Source organism: Microcoleus sp. B4-D4 (genome assembly GCF_036705185.1).
GTDB lineage: Bacteria > Cyanobacteriota > Cyanobacteriia > Cyanobacteriales > Microcoleaceae > Microcoleus.
In genome coordinates, this window is sequence record NZ_JAUBTX010000037.1 from 50,672 (window position 1) to 67,983 (window position 17,312).

Here is a 17,312-nt window from a genome sequence, read left to right on the forward strand (position 1 = left end):
TCGCTATTTTCCTCAATTATTACACCTGCAAACCAGTTACCTGTAAATGAAAAATTAATTCCCTCATGACAACTCCCACCATCAAAAGCTTGTACACAGACGGCGCTTGTTCCGGCAATCCCGGCCCCGGCGGCTGGGGTACAGTAGTTTGCTACGCCGACGGCAACTGTCACGAACTCGGGGGATCAGACCCCCAAACCACCAACAACCGCATGGAAATGCAGGCCGCAGTCGCTGCGCTCGAATTTTTTGCTAATTCCGGTCAAACCGAACCAGTAACCCTTTACACGGACAGTGAATACGTTAAAAACGGCATCACCAAATGGATTCAAGGCTGGAAAAACAAAGGCTGGAAAACCTCGACGGGCAAAGAAGTCGTCAACCAAGACCTCTGGCACCTGCTAGACAAGCTGAATTCGCGACAAATCCAGTGGGAACACGTCCGGGGCCACTCCGGCAACTTCTACAACGACAGGTGCGACGAAATCGCCCGCAGCTTTTCCCACAATCTCACTCCCAAACTGCAACAGCAGAAAGCAACCACAGGCGGGACTGGGGCGAGTACGGGGGCACCGCCGCTACACTTGCAAAACCCAATTGTTTTGGAAGAAACGGACACAACTGGTAACAAAACGATAGAATCCTATGTCATATCTTCTGACCTTCCGATCTCCAACTCTACCATGATGGATTCAACTGCCGATACCCTGGAGAACTTGCCCCGCGAGGTGAGAGTTCAGGAACTCCGCAACCTGATAGAAACTTTGCACACAGCCGATGAAGTGGCCACCAAGGGCTACTTGATCACCAGTTCTGAACTGGCTGATTTGATGGATGTAAATGCCAGCGCTGTCACCAGTCGCGGAGACAATTGGGTGTGGCGCAACTGGGTAGTTTCTCGCGTGCGGCGCGAGGGAAACCAAATTCTCTGGCAATTAGAGAGAATCGACCACGTAAGTACAACAGATTAGTCATCAGTCATCAGGCATTAGTCAGATTCTGACTAATGCCTTTTGCCTGCTGCGATATCTAGGGTTAATTCCCCGAACTATAACGGTAGGTGCGCGCCGCGTGCCTACCGTTTCAGCACATTAAAAATAATTTTATCTATAATTAAGAAAAACAAACAAATCCCGAACCAACCGTGAAAAACAAGAGTTCGATAGGTTTAATGAACTGGCTGCAACCAAAACAAGAAACCGTTTTGTTATGCGACTCAATTGCAGCAGCTTCTGACATGGCATTTATGCTCAAGGGTGAGTGGGATGGCTGCAATAGTTTGGTTCTTCCTAAATCCGACAAGGTAGCAATTGAAGCAGCCGCTAGTTTGCTGGAGGCATCGTGGTGCTACCAAAATGCTTCCGAAACAGTTTTAATTCGGTTAGCAGCGGACGAATTGCTCCGCCGTTATGCCCTGGGAGACAGATTTTTTATTAATGCCAATTTGAGATGCGCTCAATTGGATAAAGTCTGCTTGCAAAAGATTGATTTGAGTTATGCAAAATTGAATTTGGCCGACCTGGGCGGCACGAATTTAAGTCAAGCTAATTTAACATCAGCGGAGATGCCGGGAGCAAATTTGAGTGACAGTAACTTGAGTGGAGCGCAACTGGTCAGGGCTAATTTAGTTGGAGCTAATTTATCAGATGCTAATCTCCGAGGCGCAAATTTGAGTTATGCAGATTTAAGCAATGCTAACTTAAAAAATGCAGATTTAAGAGGTGCAAATTTAGGTAGATGTGACTTAAGAAAAACTTGCTTAAATGAGGCGATGGTTGACTAAAATAAGGGGCGGGGGGAGAGCAGATTATTTATGCTCCGCGTTCCAATTAAGATTCATATTTGCGATCGCGCCACCTGTAGGTATGGGCAGAAATAATACCATTTATCTAAAATCATGCAATACTCTTTGACCCCCCCTAGCCCCCCCTTAGTAAGGGGGGGGACAAGAATACTGTTGCATTATTTTTTTAAATTGGTATAACCTCCAGATTGAGAGGACGCTCACCCTCGATCGAAAACGGTTTGAGGCTCGTACTATCTAGCTGTAAACTGTCAACTGTCAACAATCAACTGTCAACTGCCATACAATGAGCTATGAAACTGCCCTCAGCCACTTCTGGCAGCAATTAGGAGAGATATTGCTCGGTACTGCACAAAAGAATAATCGAGCCGTTTCCGACAAATTGAGTAACTACGAACGCTACCAGCAAGCGGCTTTCAACCGACCGGAGTTTTATCCGATCGATCGATCTGTGTCGCCCGAATATTACCGCCCCATTGCGCCTTGGATGGGGCGATTAATTTTGCCGGCCATTCACCAACGGCAAACGATTCAAGGCGCGTTTTTTGAAATTCATCACGCGCCCGATGAATTTCAGCATTTGGTGGGACAAATTGCGATCCTGCGGTTTAGTGACGATCGCCTGGTGCAGGCCTACGTTCGGGCCGTGACGAAAGACGTGCATTTCAGTCCTCAAGCTGAACGCAGCCAACAAAAAGGCATAGTTCACCCAACTAGGCTCAATCACTGGCGACAAGTTAATCCCCTAGAGTCGATCGCAGGTTCGCATCCTCACGATGATGTAATTGTGATGCTGCAAGAACCCGTGGGTGTGGAACAATTTGCACAAAACAACATTCTGACCGTTGCTTGCGAACCAGTGCAAATTACCGGACGTTATTACGGGTTAGTGAAATTTGTGCGATCGATTCAGCCGAAGGGTGATTTGTTTGAGGTAATTCACTTCGATCGCGCCTCGCGACAATTTGCGGGAGCCCAAGAAATCGTTAGCCTGCCTCCAGTAATTGCCAATAGCAATCAGAATGCTTCTTCCACCAGCAAAAACATTGAGAAATCGCCCCTAAATGAAAGTGGATGGTATATTTACGGTGCGCCGGATCGATCGGGGCGATTTGTCGTGCAGGCGATCGCGCCTCGGAGTTTGTTGCAGGTTGAAGCTGACCGACAGATTGCAGGCAAAACCTCAGTTAAACACTACCTTAAACACGAGTCTTGGAGCAATCTGGTAGCTCAGAAGGGAACAACCAGTAAGACATTGCTCCGTTTCAAATCAAATCGAAATCCAGTTAATTGGCACGAAGGAAAACGAGCCTTACTGATTCACATCTATGGTGGGATTGGAGGCAAAAAAGCAGAACCAGCTACCAAAACTCCGCTCTACTTCGGGCATTTTGCTTACGGACTGGCGACAGTCGTGCGAGAACCGCTGGCGAATGAACTGCGGTTTGATATTGTTTATCACCAAATCTATACGCACAACCAGGAGGGGCTGATTGCTGGGAGTTTGCATTGGTCGCGCTACATGGGCGACAGACAGTTTGGCTGCTTTGGTTTGCGCCCGGTTTGCGATACGATAATCGAATTCGATGCCTTCACGAGCGAGTATGAAACCCAGAACGGCCAGAAGCGATCGCCACTCGATCGATTGATTTACCAGTTAGAAATCATGGCGGCTCGTTACCGGATTGGCGATGGCACCGGAGGGACGTTTGTTGGGCCTGACTACAATTGCACTCAAGACTCCAATCAAGCTTTGTATGCAGCAATGCGGCAAATTGCTCGATCGCTTTTGTCTCTCCCAAATATCGAAGCATCGAAACAGCAACACCCCGAAGAATTAGATAAATTAAAGCAGTTAGAACAGTTGAGCAAGGAGTTAAAACGGCTGCTGTTGCCCTGTGGAACCGCACGCGCCGACTGGAAGAATCAAGATGAAGTTTTGGGCAGCACTTTAGAAGATCGTCCGCTGCAAAAGATTCGCCGAAGCCTGTTGAGTTGGCGCACAATTCTACCGCGTCTGACAAGCGATGAAGTGACTCAAGCCTTTCTCGAACAGGGTGGGGAAGCTTGGGTATTGCGAACAAATCAGGTCGGAGGTTTTAATGGAGAGATTGAACCTGTAGCGCCGATGACATTGTAGCCCGCTTTCCACAGTCCACCTGCACCCATATATGAATGTTGGGGTGCCGAATTTGAAGTCAAAATTGTTTAAGAATAAAACATTGTTGTGTCCTTGTAGAAGTCGAGGCATTTTATGCACTTTACAACTGTCGCGGGCCCTGCGGGGCGACTCAATCTCACCGACACGGGCGCGGTAAGTGGCGAAGAACCACAAGCCATCCCCGTCCTGTTAGTACACGGTATGGCTTACGACATCGGAGTCTGGGACGAGACGAGCGCACTTTTGCGAGCAAATCTCGGTCAAAACCAGCGCATTCTGGCGATCGACCTCCGGGGCCACGGCGCATCCGATCCGCCCGCAGACGGCGACTACAGCCCCGATGCCTGCGCCGCCGATATCATCGCCGTCCTCGACGCGCTGAATCTCCCGCAAGTAGCCCTTGTCGGGCACAGTTTCGGGGCATTTGTCGTCCTCGCCACGGCCGCCTCCGCGCCAACGCGGGTGACGCACGTCATTCTCGCAGATCCGCCCGGTGACTTTAACTACCTGCCGCCGTCGGTGTACGAGGAACAGATGGTTCCCTTCCTCGCAGCGCTGGCGGGCGACGGCTACCGCGCTGCTGCAGAGGAAAAGTTCGCCCAAGCCCTCGAAGGCGCTACGGCTGCGACGCGCCAAACTACGATCGCGCGCCTCGCATCCACCCCGCGCGATCGGCTGATCGGTATGTACAAAGGTATGTTTGCTTACAGCGCCGTCGGTGCGATCGATCGCTACTTAGCAACTCCGGGCGCGCGAATCGCAGCAGTGATCGCACCCGCCAACTCATGGCCCTTCAGCCTCCACATACTCCGCCCCGAAATTGCCACCGCCGTCATACCCGAAACCAGCCACTGGTTGCAGCTTGATGCGCCGGTTCCCTTCACCGAAGCCGTGGCGGCTCAATTGAGCAGTCATTAGTTATTAGTTATTGGTTGTTGGTTATTGGTTGTTGGTTATTAGTTATTAGTTATTAGTTATTAGTTATTGGTTGTTGGTCATTGGTCATTAGTCATTAGTCATATCGTTTCCGGTTGCATCGGAATGATGTTAACTGTTAACTGTTAACTGTTAACTGTCAACTGTTAACTGTGAATTTACTCTTCCGATGAAGAGAGGATTTGATATCATTGTTGGTACAGACGCGGTTTCAACCGCCCGATCGTAAAGGGGGTATGTTACTTCCCAAAATCACGGCGGCAGCAATCTAACAAAGCATCAAGTTCTCCAGCAACTTGCCAAGGATTTCGACCTTTCAAAAAAGCAGCGATCGCAGCTTCATAGGGATTTCTGCCAGTTTTTTTGACAGCCGCGATCGCCTCTTGGTTAGAAAATCCCCGCCCGCACACTAACCAAGCAGCCAAGACGTGTCCTGTGCGCCCGATTCCACCGCTACAGTGAACTACCACCCGATCGCCCGCGCTATCTGCAGATGCCAAAAACGGTAAAATGCGATCGATTAAAATTTCGCGACTGGCAAATTCAAAATCGGCGATCGGAGCCCAGCAAACGCGATCGCCCCCAAAAACATTTCGATAGCTTCCCAGCAAATCACCATAGCGGACGAGTTGAGTCTCAGCAAGCAAACAGCAAACTCGATCGATCTTCTGTCGCCGCATAAAATCAATCCACCGAGCAACTTCTGCATCGCCGTATCCCGGTTTTGCCGCACCAAACACAACTAATTCATCCTCAGAAGCCGCCGCAAATTTGTACATAATTATATTATAATTGATATCAAGTTATACTATTTAAATAAAAATGTATCTGAGTTGATTTGCGTCAATCTGCCTGACATCTGCAGTTGACTCAATCAAAATTTTACACGAGCAATCTAGTCCAGTCCAATTCTTCAATCGAAAATCTAAAATCTAAAATCGAAAATAGAATGAGTCCCAGCTTGCGAACAGTCAATGCTACCAGATATGTCACTCCTTTGCGCGAGGGAGGCTCGCTACCGGCGATCGTCGAAGCCGACGATGACGGTATGTACGTACTCAAATTTCGCGGTGCGGGTCAGGGAGCAAAATCTTTAATCGCGGAGTTAGTAGCCGGAGAAATTGCGCGCGCGATCGGGCTACCAATCCCCGAACTCGTGTTTGTGGAACTCGATCCCGAACTCGCGCGCACGGAACCAGACCCGGAAATTCAAGATTTAATTCGCGCCAGTGCAGGCCTCAACCTCGCCCTTGACTATCTTCCCGGTTCCATCACCTTTGACCCCGTAGCGGGCAAATCTGAGGCGGATCTGGCCTCGGAAATTGTCTGGTTCGATGCTTTTGTCACTAATATCGATCGCACGCCGCGCAATGCAAATATGCTGGTATGGCACCGCCGGCTGTGGCTGATCGACCACGGTGCGGCGATGTATTTCCACCACACTTGGAAAGATTATCTATCCCGCAGCCGCGATCGTTTTCCCGCAATTAAAGACCACGTTTTGCTGCGTTTTGCGAGCAATCTGGAAGCTGCAAACTTCAAGATGACTCAGATGCTAACCCCAGAAATTATTCGCAACATCGTTCAACTGATTCCCGATGTTTGGCTGGTGGGAAATTCGCCTTTCACCGACAGCAACCAGCATCGCGATGCTTATATTGAGTACCTGCTAAATCGGCTAGAATCAACACATATTTTTTTGGAGGAAGCGATTAGTGCCCGCTCGATTTCTGTATGATTATGCCATTATCCGCGTCGTTCCCAAAGTCGATCGCGAAGAGTTTATCAACGTCGGGGCGATCGTTTCTTGCGGTACCAAAAAATTTCTTGAAGCCCGGATCGAAATTGACGAAGAGCGCTTGAGGGCGATCGACTCAACCTTGGATCTGGAACTGATTCGCAACCACCTAGCAGTCATTCCCGTCATTTGTGCGGGCGGCTCCGAATCTGGCGCGATCGGTCAACTTCCACACAGAGAGCGCTTTCACTGGCTCGTAGCACCCCGCAGCACGATCGTTCAAACATCTAGGGTACACACTGGTTTGTGCGAAAATCTACCCAGCGCGATCGAACATTTGCTCAATACAATGGTGCGATAGTTTCGCAAGGTAAAAAAATGATCCAAATTGAACAAACAAATATGACCTTCCCGCTTTGGGGTTTAGCAATTTTCATCCTGTGGACGATCGCAGTTGTAGTCATGCTGCTGACAGTCAGGATTCGGCATCTATCTGCAGGCGGTTCTCCCAAAGATTTCGGCACACCAAACGATCAAAGTTTGCTGTGGCGACTATTTCGAGTACAATCCAACTTGGTAGAAAACCTACCTTTGTATTTAGGAGTTGTTTTCCTGCTAACAGTTAGGAGTGTTTCGGGAACAGCCGTAGACGCGCTGATTGTAACCTACATCGTCTTTCGGTTGATACACTCAATAATTCACATTGCCGGCCTCGATCCCAAATTTCGGATTGTGAGTTTGGCAATTCAGTTAAGCTGTTTAGTCGCCTTAACTATTATGGCAGTTTTGTAGTTGATAACTTACACAACGATCGCATATATTGTAGGGTGCGTCAAGCCAAAAATCTAATTATTTCCCAGACAGCCTAAGTCTGACGCACCTGATACATCAAAATTTATGAACAGAATATTTCGCGCGATCGCTCTAATTTTAATCGTATTAAGCTGCATTGCTGCTGTTTTAATTCAGCCATCCCAATCAGCCTTAACCGCACCAACTCCACCGCAGCAATCTCCGCACCGACAAGGAGATGTCGCTCAAACAATCAATTTTGGACGGCACTTTCAAGAATTAGGGGTTGAAGGGGCGATCGCCATTTATGACTTGAATAGCGATCGGCTTTATCAACACAACCCGCAGCGCAACAGTACAGCTTTTTTACCCGCATCTACATTTAAAATTCTCAACTCCCTGATTTCCTTAGAAACAGGCGTAATTTCCAATGAACTTGCAATTCTTACTTGGGATGGAATTCAAAGGCAAATTCCCGCCTGGAATCGAGACCTCAATATGAGAGAAGCCATCAAACTTTCCGCCGTCTGGTTTTACCAAGTTCTGGCGCGCCGAGTCGGACACGAACAAATGCAAAAATGGGTAGCCAAAGCCGATTATGGCAACCAAAACATTGGGAAAAAAGATGATATCGATAAATTTTGGTTAGAAGGAGAACTGCGAATCACGCCCAACCAGCAAATTCAATTCTTGCGCCGTCTCCACAAAAACGACTTACCCTTTTCCGATCGCTCGCTCTCTCTAGTTAAAGACATCATGATTGTCGAGCAAACTCCCAATTACACAATCAGGGCAAAAACAGGTTGGGCTGGCTTTGGAGAACAAACAAAGGCTGAAATCGGCTGGTATGTCGGTTATTTAGAGCAGAATACAAATGCTTACTTTTTTGCCACAAACATTGACATTCGCAGTACAAACGATGCCGCAGCTAGAATCGAGTTAACGCGCCGTTGCTTGAAGGATCTGGCGCTGCTTTAAATGCTTTATCTGTTCTTTAATAAAAAGCGTGTCAATAATTCTTCTAAAATCTTACCATTTCATATCTTGAAAAACATCTGCGTGTAAGCTGTTGTGCATTTAAATTGTATATTTTGATGACAATCAAAAATCCGATCCCCCTCTCCCTTTCTCCCCCTCTCCCTTTCTCCCCCTCTCCCCCTCAATCGCCATACACAATCTATATGAGTAACAGTTTATCTGTGTTAATCTGCCTCGATCTGCGGTTTCCAGATAGCTCAAAAAATCACGCTATAAGTTTACCAATTGTTAATTACCTTTTGCCCTACCTTACCAAAACTCAAAATCTTTTTAATACTTAACAATTTATTTTGCGAAATGCAGGTGACAACTCCTGTATCAAAAGGCTAAGCTAGTTGCAAGCTTTGGAACTAGGCACGAACCGCAGCCAATTTCACTCGCCTTTAAAATATGGCTAAAGAATTAGCAATAGAAACTCGCGGACTCACGAAACAATTCGATCGCCATATTGCCGTCAATGACATCGACTTGCAAGTCGCCGCCGGCGAAATCTGCGGGCTGATAGGCCCCAACGGTGCCGGCAAAACTACTTTGCTGCGAATGTTAGCCGCCGCTGAAGAACCTACTACAGGGGAGATTTACATCAACGGCTGTCCCTTGTTGCGCGATCGATCTAACCCCACTCTCAAACAGCACATCGGCTTTCTTCCCGACGACTTTCCCCTGTACGACGACCTGAATGTGTGGGATTATTTAGATTACTTTGCTCGACTCTACAACTTGCGGCAACCCCGCCGTCGAGAACGCATCTATGCAGTTTTAGAACTCGTGCAATTAACCAACAAGCGCAACAGCTTAATTTCCACTCTTTCGCGGGGGATGAAACAGCGCCTGAGTTTGGGACGAACTATTATTCACGAACCGCTGTTGCTGCTGTTAGACGAACCAGTTTCGGGTTTAGATCCGATCGCGCGATCGCAATTTCGCGAAATTATCAAAGCTGTGCAACAAGCCGGCATGACCGTAGTCATATCATCCCACGTTCTCAGCGATTTAGCCGAACTTTGCACTTGGGTGGGAATTATGGAACTCGGTTATCTTGTCGAAAGCGCCCCTTTGCAAGAACTTTACAAACGACTGGGAAAACAGCAAATTTTCATGGCAACTTTGGGCGATTTAGCAGCGCTGACATCCGAACTCAAAAACTTTCCTTGGGTAGAAAGTTGGGAAATATTGCCGGAAACTCAGCAGGTGTGCGCTCATTTTTCAGGAAGCCGGGAAGATGCAGCGAATTTATTGCGATCGCTCGTCAATGCTAACATTCCTCTAACGGAATTTCACTGCACTCAAGAAAACCTAGAAACCATCTTCCTGAAGATGGGACACAAACAAGCATCTTGACAGTTGACAGTTGACAGTTTAGGGCGACTTTTTCAATCACAACTCAAAACAATTACCTATGATTCTCAACATACTAGACACAATCGGTAACTGGAATTCCCAGTTATTCCGAGAACTCAAAGGCCGGCTGAAAATAGGCAAAATTGCGATCGCCAGCTTTCTTTCCCTCAGCCCTCAACTGGTGCTGTTTTTGTTTTGGAGTGCCCAGCTACCCGTTGTCTCTCCTGTTGCTGAGGGCAATTACCCCACTCACAACCTATTCTGCGCTGGACTTGATGGTAATGCCAAAGGTTATCACACCCAATGTATCCAAGATGCTGCAGGAAATTTCATCATTAACTGGCCGTCTTGGTGGCTGCAAATATTTGTTTATCTGAGCATATTTAGTGCGATCGTGCTATTAGTAGCAGGCACTTATATGCTAGTGAGCGACTTAGACAAAGAAGAACGCCGGGGTACGCTCAACTTTATTCGCCTCAGCCCCCAATCTGCCACCACAATTTTTCTCGGCAAAATTCTCGGTGTCCCAATTTTACTGTATCTCGCAGCAATTCTGGCTGTACCGCTGCACCTCTACAGCGGATTAGCAGCTCAAATACCTCTGCATCATATTTTATCTTTCGACATAGCAATGGTAGCTAGCTGTGCTTTATTCTATAGCGGCGCGATGCTATTTGGCTTAACAACCAGTTGGTTAGGAGGGCTTCAACCTTGGTTGGCTAGCGCTGCGGTTTCGACTTTTATTGCCACAGCTTTTAATGTATCGTCATTCGGCAATGCTGCTGATTTTCTGACATTTTTGTCTCCTGCTGCTGTCCTCAAACAGGTAGTTTCTCACGTTAATCCGTCATCATATTCTAACCTTAGTTGGTTAATTAAAAAATTCACCGATGTTGAATGGTTTAATTTGCAGGTTGGCGAAAATCTTTTGGCTTGTACCGCCTTATCTTTATTGATTTGTGGGGTTGCAACCTACTGGATGTGGCAGGGATGGCAGCGCCGCTTTCCCAACCCGACCGCCACTGTTTTGAGCAAGAAACAAAGTTATTTACTGGTGATTTGCTCTCAGTCAATAATTTTAGGATTTGCACTGCAATCCAAAATCACAAGTAGCGAAAACACCTTGTATTTATTGTTCATGAATTTCGTGCTGTTATTAGCTTTAATTGCGGCTTTAACTCCTGAAAGACAAGCTTTATCTGATTGGGCAAGGTATCGGAAACAAATCGTTCCCAGCAATCAGAAGTTGTGGCGCAGATACCCCATACTCGATTTAATTTGGAGCGAAAAAAGTCCGGCACAAGTTGCGATAGCCATCAATTTTTTCATTTCAACAGTGATTTTTATACCTGAGATACTGGTATCGCGCAATGCCTTTTTATTCATGATTCTCTTCGTGAATATCCTCATGATTTACGCCACAGTCACCCAGCTATTCTTGTTTGCAAAAATCCGAAACCAGGAAATTTTGGCGGTTTGTACAGTCGGAGGCGCGATCATTTTGCCACCAATTATTCTATCTATGCTTTCCCTCACCCCAGAAAAAGCTCCTTTCATGTGGCTTTTTTCAGTCCTTGGGGGCTTGATTGTGGGGAGCGCCTCACCACATACCATTTTTCTCTCGATACTCGGCCAGTGGACTGTCTTGGTGCTGCTGAACTTGCAATTGAGGCGACAACTCCGACTCGCAGGCGAATCAGCCTCTAAACAACTGCTGAGGGCCTGAAAATGGGGGAGAATTCAGCCCGCCCCAGTCGCGGGGCGGGTTGATTGAGATTTCGGACTTGATATCACACCCTCTGCGTACATCCTGTTAACAATTATCCGCGTTCATCCGCGTCCATCCGCCCGCATCTGCGGTTTACAATTCCAAAGTAATTAACTGAGCAATTTCATCAGTTTGAAAACCCAAAGCCATCGGCTTTTGTACCCCCGGAATCACCTGCACATCATACAATTCCGTGACAATTCCTTCAAACCGCAACCAATGAACGATCGCCCCTGTCGTCAAATCGATCGCCATCATACCACAGCGAGGCTCAGCATCCTTTGCCACCAACAAATCATCCAATTCTAAACCGCTAAAAGTATTGTCACCGCCCCTCGGTTTCGACAAGCCAACAATCGCCCAATTATCCCAAAAAGCCAATCCTCGGACATATCCCGGACAAAACGCAATCGCCTCAAATTTCCCCGTATCTAAATCCACATATCCTAATTCCCCTCTCCCCGAATTCAGCAACCACAACTTATCTCGATACCAGCGAGGAGAATGCGGCATCGACAATCCCGTCACAATAATATCATTAGATTCGACATCAATAACTATACCGCCATTTTTTCTGCGATCGCGCCAGCCATCCACCACATCCGACTGACTCGAAGCCGTCACATATTTCGCCTCCCCATCCACCATCGCCAAACCGTTGAGATGACAGCGGTCTTCATTTATATACTGTGAGATAAAACTCGGTTTCCACAAAGGTTTGCAACTGTGGCGATCGCTCAAAGTAGCGATACAATTAAACAAAGTGCTAATAAAAATGATTTGATTATTCTTATCCACCGCGATATCGTGAATGTCGATGTCACCTGTAGTATAGCCGATTCTTGGTATGTAGAGGCGATCGTACCCTTGATGTTGTCCACCCTCCGCCAGCACATTATCTAATTGCCAGAGTTGATATTTTGAGCTTAGATAAATGCGTTCCGGCGTGCAGTAAAGTCCCATTGCGCGATCGAATATACGCCAAAAAGCCGAGATTCTGTTGGTTTCTGGCGCAGCACCGATTAACATTAACCTGCTGGTTTGATAGGTGGTGCAAGCAAGGCTGATTTGTTGTTCGGTTAACCAAGATGGAAAATCGCGATCGCCAAAAATCTCGTGTTCGTGGGTTGTGTTGAAATTTGTGCGATCGTTATTCATAAAATCTAGAAAATCTTTATATTATATATCAAAAACGTAGGGGCGGGTTAACCGACAATCATTGGTGTCAACTTAAGCCTGAAAGCCATGATAAATCTCGCTTTCACCCAGTCTAGATCCCCCTAAATCCCCCTTAAGAAGGGGGACTTTGAGAAGATTCCTGTCCCCCCCTTCTTAAGGGGGAGTAGGGGGCAAGCTAAGGGGGGATCTAAGTTTAATAGTCAAACAGGAGTCTCTGACTAGGTTTAACCTTAAGTTGACACCAATGACCGACCATAGCCTAAAACCCACAATCTCGTAAACCCGCCCCCACCCAAACTCACAGTAACAATGGCTCAATTTTGATTTGCACCTCCTCAATCACATCTTCAGATACAGACTCAACGAATCGAACACCGCGAACTTTCCAGTCTAGACACTTGATTTGATCGGCAAGAATTACTCCCTGAACTTTCAATCCAGTCGGTAGGGGAACTTCAAAAGGATACCCTTTTTGTTGCTTTGTAATCGGCATAAATAAAGCTAAAGAGCTTTTCTGATTGTAAGCACGAGGTGACAGTACAAAAGCAGGTCTAAGTCCTTTTTGTTCGTGTCCCTTCGTTGGGTCAAAGTCTAAATAAACGATATCACCTCGACTCGGAATGTAGGGATTTGATGGTGTCACCAAACTTCATTCCCCACAGCAACTCCACTATCAATCTCGGTATGAAGATTCTCTGGGGTAATCGCCTCAACTAACTCCTCAAGCGAATAACGCCGGCGAGCGATCGGCTCAATCGTCAGCCTACCATCTATCAGCACAAGCTGCACTTGGGAACCTTCAGCTAAGTTAATCTCTTTAGCTAAATGCTGTGGAATCCTCACAGCAAGACTGTTTCCCCATTTGGCGATCGTCCCAACCATAGCCTAATCCTCTAGTTAGCGATATCACTCTCAGGACTTCACCCTTTTTTTAAGGATGTATATACAGAGTGTCTACAGCATAGCAACTAAGAAAAAGATTGACAAGTTGTAACGGGCGGGTTGTACCGGATAATTGCCGAAAACCGACAATTTCTTAAACCCGCCCCCACCTTGACTTTTGATAACTCGCGTCAAATACCCCTGACAAATATAAATATTTACACATGAGTGATTTAAAACACTAAGGGTGCGATCGAACCAGGGTAAGCTATTGTTCATCAAGAGCGCGTGTCATCCACCATAAGGTAGAAATACCACAAACCAGAATCAAATCGGGGTCATCTCCCGATCGACTCAAAAACGACGAACTACATTAAAAGCAAAAAACCATGAAAACTCTACCTAAAATTAACCGCTCCCTAAATAAAAATATCGCGAGTTTGGTTGGGTGCTAAAGCACCCAACCAAACTCCATCGTCATCCTTGACCCCACAATACCAGACAGCCACCACCTAATCTCTGGCATCAAACCCGACACAGCAACCTACATCCTCCAAAGCCAGCCCGATGCCGTAGAGCAAATCACCACAATCCTAGCTCAGCATACAGGCATCGAAACTCTCCACATCATCACCCACGGAGATTCTGGCAGCCTGTACCTAGGCACAACAGAACTCAACAGCAACAACATCCACAACTACAGCCACCAATTGCAACAGTGGCGAAACAGCCTCACTGACAACGCCAACATCATCTTATATGGATGCAGCGTAGCAGCCGGAGACAGAGGACACAAATTCCTGACTCAACTGCACCAACTCACAGGCGCAAACATCAGCGCTAACTCCCAACCTACAGGTAATAGCAAACTCGGCGGCACTTGGGACATCCTCCAACTCATCCCCCCATCAACGCCAAAGCCCCAACTAATTCTCACCGAAACCACCCTCAAAACTTACAGTGGCATACTAGGCTTAGCCCCCAAAGTAGACTTCCCTACTGGCACTAACCCCTACTCCGTCAGCATCGGCGACATCAACGGCGACGGCCGCCCCGACTTAGCTGTGGTAAACATTGGCAACAACAGCGCCTCCATCCTGCTCAACACCACCCCCACCGGAGCCGCCACCCCCACCTTCTCCCCCCAAGTTGAATTCCCTACTGGCCTTACCCCCAGATTCGTCAGCATCGGCGACTTCAACCGCGACGGCCTCCCAGACTTAGCTGTGGCGAACTCCGGCAGCACCACCGCCTCCATCCTGCTCAACACCACCCCCACCGGAGCCGCCACCCCCACCTTCGCCCCCCAAGTCACCTTCCCTACTGGCAATAGCCCCTACTCCGTCAGCATCGGCGACTTCAACGGCGACAATTTACCTGACTTAGCTGTGGCGAACTTCAACGACAACACCGCCTCCATCCTGCTCAACACCACCCCCACCGGAGCCGCCACCCCCACCTTCGCCACCAAAGTTGACTTCGCAACTGGCACTCGCCCCAGATCCGTCAGCATCGGCGACTTCAACGGCGACAATTTACCTGACTTAGCTGTGGCGAACTCCGGCAGCAACACTGCCTCGATCCTGCTCAACACCACCCCCACCGGAGCCGCCACCCCCACCTTCGCCCCCCAAGTTGAATTCCCTACTGGCAGTGACCCCTTCTCCGTCAGCATCGGCGACTTCAACGGCGACAACAAACCAGACTTAGCTGTGGCGAACTTCAACGACAACAGCGCCTCCATCCTGCTCAACACCACCCCCACCAACGCCACCTCCCCCACCTTTGCCACCAAAGTTGACTTCCCTACTGGCAATCAGCCCGTATCAGTCAGCATCGGCGACTTCAACTTGGACGGGAAACCAGACTTAGCTTTGGGGAACTTCATCAGCAGCAACGCCTCCATCCTGCTCAACACCACCCCCACCAACGCCGCCACCCCCACCTTTGCCACCAATGTTGAATTCCCTACTGGCTTTCGCCCCTTCTCCCTCAGCATCGGCGACATCAACGGCGACGGGAAACCAGACTTAGCTGTGCCGAACAGCCTCAACAACAACACCGTCTCCATCCTGCTCAACACCACCCCCAAAGTCAGCATCGCCGCAGGCACTACTCCCACCGAAACCGGCCCCACCACTGGCACATTTAATATCACCCTTGATACTGCCGCCCCCGCAGGCGGCATAGTCGTCAACTTCAACACCACTGGCAGTACCGCTACTTCTGCTCACTACTCCTTAACTGCAGGTACGAATATCACGGCAGTTACTGCTAATACTTTCACCATTGCCGCTGGTGCAACTACCGCTGTCCTCAATGCCGTCCCCGTTGATGATGCTATTGTCAACCCAGGGGAAACAGTCCAAGTCAACGTCACTGCCGATCCCAACAATTTTAACTACTTTCTCGATCCAGTTGCCGCCAATACGACGGGGACACTAACAATTACCGACAACGACTTCCCCACAGTCAACCTCTCAGTTTCTCCTGCTACAAGTACAGAAACCGGAAGTCCAGTTATCACTGTCACCGCCACAGCATCGCAAGCAGTTGTTGGAGATCAAACTGTAAATGTGGCTTTGTCTGGAACGGCCACTGCTGCTGATTTTACAGGAACAATTCCGACTAGCATTACTATTCCTGCTGGTCAAACCACAGGTTCCTTTACTGTCAATGTTAATGATGATCCACTTGTAGAAGGAAGTGAAACAGGTACTTTCACAATCTCGACTCCTTCTAGCGGTATCACACTCGGAACTACGACAACTGGTGACGTTGCAATTGCCGACAACGACTTCCCCACAGTCAACCTCTCAGTTTCTCCTGCTACAAGTACAGAAACCGGAAGTCCAGTTATCACTGTCACCGCCACAGCATCGCAAGCAGTTGTTGGCGCTCAAACTGTAAATGTGGCTTTGTCTGGAACGGCAAATGCTGCTGATTTTACAGGAACAATTCCGACTAGCATTACTATTCCTGCTGGTCAAACCACAGGTTCCTTTACTGTCAATGTTAATGATGATGCACTAATAGAAGGAAGTGAAACAGGTACTTTCACAATCTCGACTCCTTCTAGCGGTATCACACTCGGAACTACGACAACTGGTGACGTTGCAATTGCCGACAACGACTTCCCCACAGTCAACCTCTCAGTTTCTCCTGCTACAAGTACAGAAACCGGAAGTCCAGTTATCACCGTCACCGCCACAGCATCAAGTGCAGTTGTTGGCGCTCAAACTGTAAATGTGGCTTTGTCTGGAACGGCAAATGCTGCTGATTTTACAGGAACAATTCCGACTAGCATTACTATTCCTGCTGGTCAAACCACAGGTTCCTTTACTGTCAATGTTAATGATGATCCACTTGTAGAAGGAAGTGAAACAGGTACTTTCACAATCTCGACTCCTTCTAGCGGTATCACACTCGGAACTACGACAACTGGTGACGTTGCAATTACTGATAATGATGTAACACCCTTACCGGAAATCCAAGTATTAGACGGAACAACGGATATAGCTGATGGTACTGCAAGTACGATCGACTTTGGTAGTGCATTAATTGGCGGCACTCTCACCAAAACCTTTACCGTCCAAAATCTCGGTACAGCAGTTTTAAACCTCAGCAACCTTACCCTACCAACCGGATTTAGCCTAGTCGGAACCTTACCTGC

15 protein-coding genes are annotated in these 17,312 nt (G+C 47.9%); 11 read left to right on the plus strand and 4 right to left on the minus strand.

Annotation, left to right across the window (positions count from 1 at the left end):
- The first annotated feature begins 65 nt into the window (after positions 1-65).
- The 4 genes from rnhA (at position 66) to QUB13_RS22745 (ending at position 4,883) form a co-directional block, all read left to right on the plus strand.
- On the plus strand, positions 66-971 hold the full coding sequence (rnhA, locus tag QUB13_RS22730; protein ID WP_333385119.1) for a ribonuclease HI: 906 nt from the start codon (positions 66-68) through the stop codon (positions 969-971).
- Between the two features lie 200 nt (positions 972-1,171).
- Positions 1,172-1,783: a pentapeptide repeat-containing protein gene (locus tag QUB13_RS22735; protein ID WP_333385122.1), complete on the plus strand. Its 612-nt coding sequence runs from the start codon at positions 1,172-1,174 to the stop codon at positions 1,781-1,783.
- Between the two features lie 307 nt (positions 1,784-2,090).
- A complete protein-coding gene (locus QUB13_RS22740; RefSeq protein ID WP_333385124.1) occupies positions 2,091-3,944 on the plus strand; it encodes an abortive infection protein in 1,854 nt (617 codons plus the stop codon).
- Positions 3,945-4,058: 114 nt separating this feature from the next.
- On the plus strand, positions 4,059-4,883 hold the full coding sequence (locus tag QUB13_RS22745) for an alpha/beta fold hydrolase (RefSeq protein ID WP_333385127.1): 825 nt from the start codon (positions 4,059-4,061) through the stop codon (positions 4,881-4,883).
- A gap of 257 nt (positions 4,884-5,140) precedes the next feature.
- Here QUB13_RS22745 and QUB13_RS22750 read toward each other — a convergent pair whose 3' ends face one another.
- On the minus strand, positions 5,141-5,680 hold the full coding sequence (locus QUB13_RS22750; RefSeq protein WP_333385131.1) for a protein-tyrosine phosphatase family protein: 540 nt from the start codon (positions 5,678-5,680) through the stop codon (positions 5,141-5,143).
- Between the two features lie 170 nt (positions 5,681-5,850).
- Here QUB13_RS22750 and QUB13_RS22755 point away from each other — a divergent pair, with 170 nt between their 5' ends.
- From QUB13_RS22755 to QUB13_RS22780, 6 genes are all read left to right on the plus strand, one after another.
- A complete protein-coding gene (locus tag QUB13_RS22755; protein ID WP_333385134.1) occupies positions 5,851-6,639 on the plus strand; it encodes a HipA family kinase in 789 nt (262 codons plus the stop codon).
- Positions 6,617-7,000 carry a DUF3037 domain-containing protein gene (locus QUB13_RS22760; RefSeq protein WP_333385137.1) on the plus strand — a complete coding sequence of 128 codons (384 nt, stop codon included), beginning with the start codon at positions 6,617-6,619 and terminating at the stop codon, positions 6,998-7,000. Before QUB13_RS22755 ends, QUB13_RS22760 begins: the two co-directional genes overlap by 23 nt.
- A gap of 17 nt (positions 7,001-7,017) precedes the next feature.
- A complete protein-coding gene (locus QUB13_RS22765; RefSeq protein WP_333385140.1) occupies positions 7,018-7,431 on the plus strand; it encodes an MAPEG family protein in 414 nt (137 codons plus the stop codon).
- Positions 7,432-7,536: 105 nt separating this feature from the next.
- A complete protein-coding gene (blaOXA, locus tag QUB13_RS22770; RefSeq protein WP_333385143.1) occupies positions 7,537-8,409 on the plus strand; it encodes a class D beta-lactamase in 873 nt (290 codons plus the stop codon).
- Between the two features lie 450 nt (positions 8,410-8,859).
- On the plus strand, positions 8,860-9,810 hold the full coding sequence (locus QUB13_RS22775; RefSeq protein WP_333385146.1) for an ABC transporter ATP-binding protein: 951 nt from the start codon (positions 8,860-8,862) through the stop codon (positions 9,808-9,810).
- Positions 9,811-9,868: 58 nt separating this feature from the next.
- On the plus strand, positions 9,869-11,536 hold the full coding sequence (locus tag QUB13_RS22780; RefSeq protein ID WP_333385149.1) for a hypothetical protein: 1,668 nt from the start codon (positions 9,869-9,871) through the stop codon (positions 11,534-11,536).
- A 135-nt stretch (positions 11,537-11,671) separates the two neighbouring features.
- Here QUB13_RS22780 and QUB13_RS22785 read toward each other — a convergent pair whose 3' ends face one another.
- From QUB13_RS22785 to QUB13_RS22795, 3 genes are all read right to left on the minus strand, one after another.
- Positions 11,672-12,736, minus strand: a complete 1,065-nt coding sequence (locus tag QUB13_RS22785) for a TIGR03032 family protein (RefSeq protein ID WP_333385152.1) — start codon at positions 12,734-12,736, stop codon at positions 11,672-11,674.
- A 319-nt stretch (positions 12,737-13,055) separates the two neighbouring features.
- Positions 13,056-13,400, minus strand: coding sequence for an endoribonuclease MazF (gene mazF, locus QUB13_RS22790; protein ID WP_333385154.1), 345 nt, complete (start codon positions 13,398-13,400; stop codon positions 13,056-13,058).
- The gene (locus QUB13_RS22795) at positions 13,397-13,639 is read right to left on the minus strand and encodes an AbrB/MazE/SpoVT family DNA-binding domain-containing protein (RefSeq protein ID WP_333385157.1); all 243 of its coding nucleotides are present in this window, start codon (positions 13,637-13,639) and stop codon (positions 13,397-13,399) included. The genes mazF and QUB13_RS22795 overlap by 4 nt, the downstream gene beginning before the upstream one ends.
- 524 nt (positions 13,640-14,163) lie before the next feature.
- On the opposite strand from QUB13_RS22795, the gene QUB13_RS22800 reads away from it, so the two are divergent.
- Positions 14,164-17,312, plus strand: a 3,149-nt coding sequence (locus QUB13_RS22800) for an FG-GAP-like repeat-containing protein (protein WP_333385166.1), incomplete at its 3' end; no start/stop codon positions are given.